This is a genomic window from uncultured Algibacter sp., from assembly GCF_963976535.1.
Classification (GTDB): Bacteria; Bacteroidota; Bacteroidia; order Flavobacteriales; family Flavobacteriaceae; genus Algibacter_B.
Genome location: NZ_CAXBLF010000110.1, coordinates 1 through 4,035, shown reverse-complemented (window position 1 = coordinate 4,035; position 4,035 = coordinate 1). Strand labels below are relative to the sequence as shown.

Here is a 4,035-nt window from a genome sequence, read left to right as displayed (position 1 = left end):
ACTGACGATGTAAAAATACCTCCAAAAATTCGAGCTGCATAAAGCATTGTCAAAGATGTGGCAAATCCCGTTAGCAACTGCATTATTACAAACCCGACAAGACCGATAATAATAATGGGCTTACGACCGTATTTGTCTGAAAGTTTTCCCCAAACCACTACAAATAGTAATTGAAAAAGAGGATAAATACTGGTAAGCAATCCGATATGGAAGTTGATTAGATCCGTATCCAGATTGTCATTTAAGGCGAGTCTTTCAGTATAATAAGGTAAGACTGGAAGCAATATCCCATAGCCCAACATGACTACAAATAAACTCAACAAGATTAAGAATATCTTGTTGAGTTTTTCTTTTTTATTCATTATTTTTTACCAATTTTACGCTTTAATAGTTGCGCATTAATGGCCACAATAATCGTACTTAAGCTCATAAAAACAGCAGCTACAGCTGGCCCTAAAACAAAACCTGAAGCGTATAATACTCCTGCTGCTAATGGAATAGCTACAATGTTATAGCCCGTTGCCCAAATTAAATTCTGTATCATCTTACTATAAGTTGCTTTGCCAAATAAAATTAAATTGGCAATATCTTTTGGATTGCTATTTACCAAAATAATATCGGCTGTTTCAGCAGCAATATCGGAACCAGAACCAACTGCAACTCCAACATTTGCTTGTGCTAATGCAGGTGCATCGTTTACACCATCACCTGTCATAGCTACAAATTCTCCTTTATCTTGTAAGTCTTTTACAATTTCCACTTTTTGATGTGGTAGAACTTCAGCAAAGTAACCATCTAAACCAAGTTTATCACTGACGGCTTTGGCGGTTTTTTCATTATCGCCTGTAGCCATATATACTTTAATATTGTTCTTTTTAAAGGTTTTTATGGCATCGGCAGATTCTGGTCTAATTTCATCTGAAAGCGCTATGTATCCTGCCAATTTTCCGTCAATTAAAACGAACACAACCGTTTCGGCAGCATCACTATAAGCATCTTCTGGAATGGCAATATTTTCATCGCGTAAATAACCTGGGCTAACTACTTTTACTTTTTTGCCTTCAACATCGGCTTCTACGCCTTTACCAGTAATGGCATTGAATTTTTCAGGTTTTGGAATGGCCACATTATCTGCCTTCACTTTTTTAATGATTCCAACAGCAATAGGATGTTCCGAGCTTTGCTCCAAAGCACTTGACAATCGAAGAATTTCCGCTTCGGAATAGGTGTCTGTAACAGATTTCATTCTGGTAACACCAAAATCTCCTTTGGTCAATGTTCCAGTCTTGTCGAATAATAATGCTGATATTTTTCTGGATTCTTCAAAAGCAGTCCGATTACGAATGAGCAATCCATTTTGAGCTGAAACTGCTGTGGATATAGCAACTACCAATGGAATGGCTAGACCTAAAGCGTGTGGACAGGCAATGACCATAACCGTAACCATTCTTTCCAATGCATATACAAATGGAAACCCTAAAATAAGCCATACTGCCAATGTGCCAAATCCAATAGCTAAAGCAATATAGGTCAGCCATTTTGCAGCTCTATCAGAAAGGTTTTGCATTTTCGATTTGGTGCGTTGTGCCTCATCAACCATTTTAATGACCTTGCTGAGATAGCTGTCTTTACCTGTATGCTTAACCTTAACTTTTAAGGTACTGTTGCCATTAATGGAACCTCCAATAACCGCATCGTCTTGCTCTTTCTTTACAGGTTTTGATTCTCCCGTCAGCATTGATTCGTTAAGATAACTGGTGCCCTCGGTAATAATACCATCTGCAGGTACTTTTTCCCCTGGTTTAATCAAGATGATATCATCTTTTATAAGATCGTCCAACTTCACATCTTGAATGGTGTCTCCAACGACTTTATGTGCCTCGGAAGGCAACATGCTTACCAATAATTGTAAGGCTTTTGATGCCCCTAAAACCGATTTCATTTCCAGCCAATGCCCCAAAAGCATAATAACGATAAGGGTACTTAATTCCCAAAAGAAATCTTCACCCTTGAGTCCGAAAACAGTTGCAGTGCTATAAAAATAAGCAACACTAATAGCCATTGAAATCAAGGTCATCATTCCGGCACCTTTGGTTTTCATCTCACCATAAAACCCTTTTAAAAATGGCCATGCACCCCAGAAATACACAAAGGATGACAAGGCAAATAGATAATATGGATTCCCAGGCAGTAAGTATTCGTAACCAAAAAAGTCCTGTATCATTGGTGAGAAGAAGAGAATTGGGATGGTAATTATCAATGATACCCAGAACCGTTTTCTAAAGTCCTTGACCATCATTTTATGGTGGTCGTGTCCTGCCATTCCCATTGGTGCGTTGCCGTCATGACCGGAATGATCCATTTTAGAGTGATCCATTTTAGAGTGATCGTCCGATTTTGGGTCTTCCATTTTCGAGTGGTCCATCTTGGAATGGTCCATGTTTTTGTTTTTGTGATCTTTGTGGTTTTCCATTATATAATTATTTAAGTGTTTATCGTAATTTTTTTCTCATTGTTTCCGAAATGTTTTCGGCATAGACGCCATAGGCATCTACCAAAAGTCCTTTAATCCCGTTTTTTGATGAAATGGCATAAAGCACACTATTATCGTCCGTGCTGCTCATCCCTTCAAAGCGATAGGTTTTTTCCACTTCAAAATCTTCAGGATGTATTTCTATTTTGAGCGAAGCACATTCCAAACATTCAGGTTTTAAGTTGAAATCATAAGTATATCCTCTTCGAATAAGGTCATTTACTGCTTCAGACAGTGTGTCATAATTATTCATCTTCTTTTGGTTTATAGGTTATTGTAAAATAACTGCCGTCTTCTTCGATGAATTTCTGAAAGGACAGCAAATTTTTATCATTAAGTGTTTCGATTACGTCATATTCAAATTCTTTAATTCTTATACCAAGCGCATAAGCTTTAGCGTTAAGCTTGGAGCGAATGGTTTTTGTGGAATTGTTAGTTACCAAATTCCTTTCATAAATTTTTATCTTGCTTTTGGAACCAAAAAAATTCAACAATCCTGAATCGAAATTTATTTCCAATTCTAAATCCACAAGAGCATTTAAATCATAAAGCTCCTTAAAATTTCTTGAGGTGGTGCTTATTTCGGTAGCCATTTTTTTTGGGTTATAAAATGGAAATACCATAACAATAGTGCTAGATTCTTCAGGCTTACAACGATAGGAGGTTGTGTATTTATCGGTAGATATGCCTCTTTCATCAAACAATTCTGTTTCAACTTCAATTTCATAATATTTTTCAGAAATTTTTACTTTCCCAATTTTAAAAGTCTGTGTATTGAGCAAGTTTCCTTTTTCATCAAAATTTTCTCTGGTTACTTGCCTTTCTGATAATTGCCTTATGAGCATTTCGTTTTGAGATATTAAAATTGTAGGAATAAATAATAATATATACTTGAAAGCTTTAAAGCTCTGTTTAATTTTTGTGAAATCTATTCTATTCATATTTGGTTACTATATTATAATAATGAATTCATATCTAATACATTTCTTTAGTTACTTTATTTGTCATAATTTTTAATTCAAATTTACCGAACTTAATTTACAAAAGGTATTATTCTTGATAGTAATAAATGATATAAATATCATTTATTTTTCGAACCGTCACTATTTTATTCCTACCATATTTTTCAACAATTTGTTCCAACATCTTGAAACTCGGGCTTACCATGTTTACACCACAAACATGAACATTTTTAGGCACGCACTGATTATCTTTCAAACTAGGTCTAAACCAGAGTTTTGCCAATGCAAATAGTTACCGTTTGCCAATACCGTTTGAATTATATTTTATACAAAAAGTATTTTTCATTAAATCACTGGGCTAAACTCTTTTGCTGCCCATCCCGACATATCCTCATAGGTTTTCCACCGTAAGTTTATGAGCTCCTGTGCTACTTTAAGTAACTTTTCTGCTTCTTCAGGGTTGGTTTTTTTCAAAATGGTGTACCTCAGTTCGTTATACGCATAGTCCTCAAATTTTATAGTAGGTCTGGGCGAATCAAG

The 4,035-nt window shown here is 35.6% G+C and carries 5 protein-coding genes; all 5 read right to left on the bottom strand.

The features are described from left to right. Positions 1-362 (bottom strand): MFS transporter (locus AAC024_RS15750; protein ID WP_339896443.1); only part of this gene is annotated, 362 nt, incomplete at its 3' end. Beyond that, on the bottom strand, positions 362-2,473 hold the full coding sequence (locus tag AAC024_RS15745; protein WP_339757474.1) for a copper-translocating P-type ATPase: 2,112 nt from the start codon (positions 2,471-2,473) through the stop codon (positions 362-364). The genes AAC024_RS15750 and AAC024_RS15745, both read right to left, overlap by 1 nt. A 19-nt stretch (positions 2,474-2,492) precedes the next feature. Beyond that, a complete protein-coding gene (locus AAC024_RS15740) occupies positions 2,493-2,786 on the bottom strand; it encodes a phosphoribosylpyrophosphate synthetase (RefSeq protein ID WP_339757477.1) in 294 nt (97 codons plus the stop codon). Then, positions 2,779-3,474 carry a hypothetical protein gene (locus AAC024_RS15735; RefSeq protein ID WP_339896442.1) on the bottom strand — a complete coding sequence of 232 codons (696 nt, stop codon included), beginning with the start codon at positions 3,472-3,474 and terminating at the stop codon, positions 2,779-2,781. Before AAC024_RS15735 ends, AAC024_RS15740 begins: the two co-directional genes overlap by 8 nt. Positions 3,475-3,840: 366 nt before the next feature. Beyond that, positions 3,841-4,035: hypothetical protein (locus AAC024_RS15730; RefSeq protein WP_339896441.1), on the bottom strand; the 195-nt coding region annotated here is incomplete at its 5' end.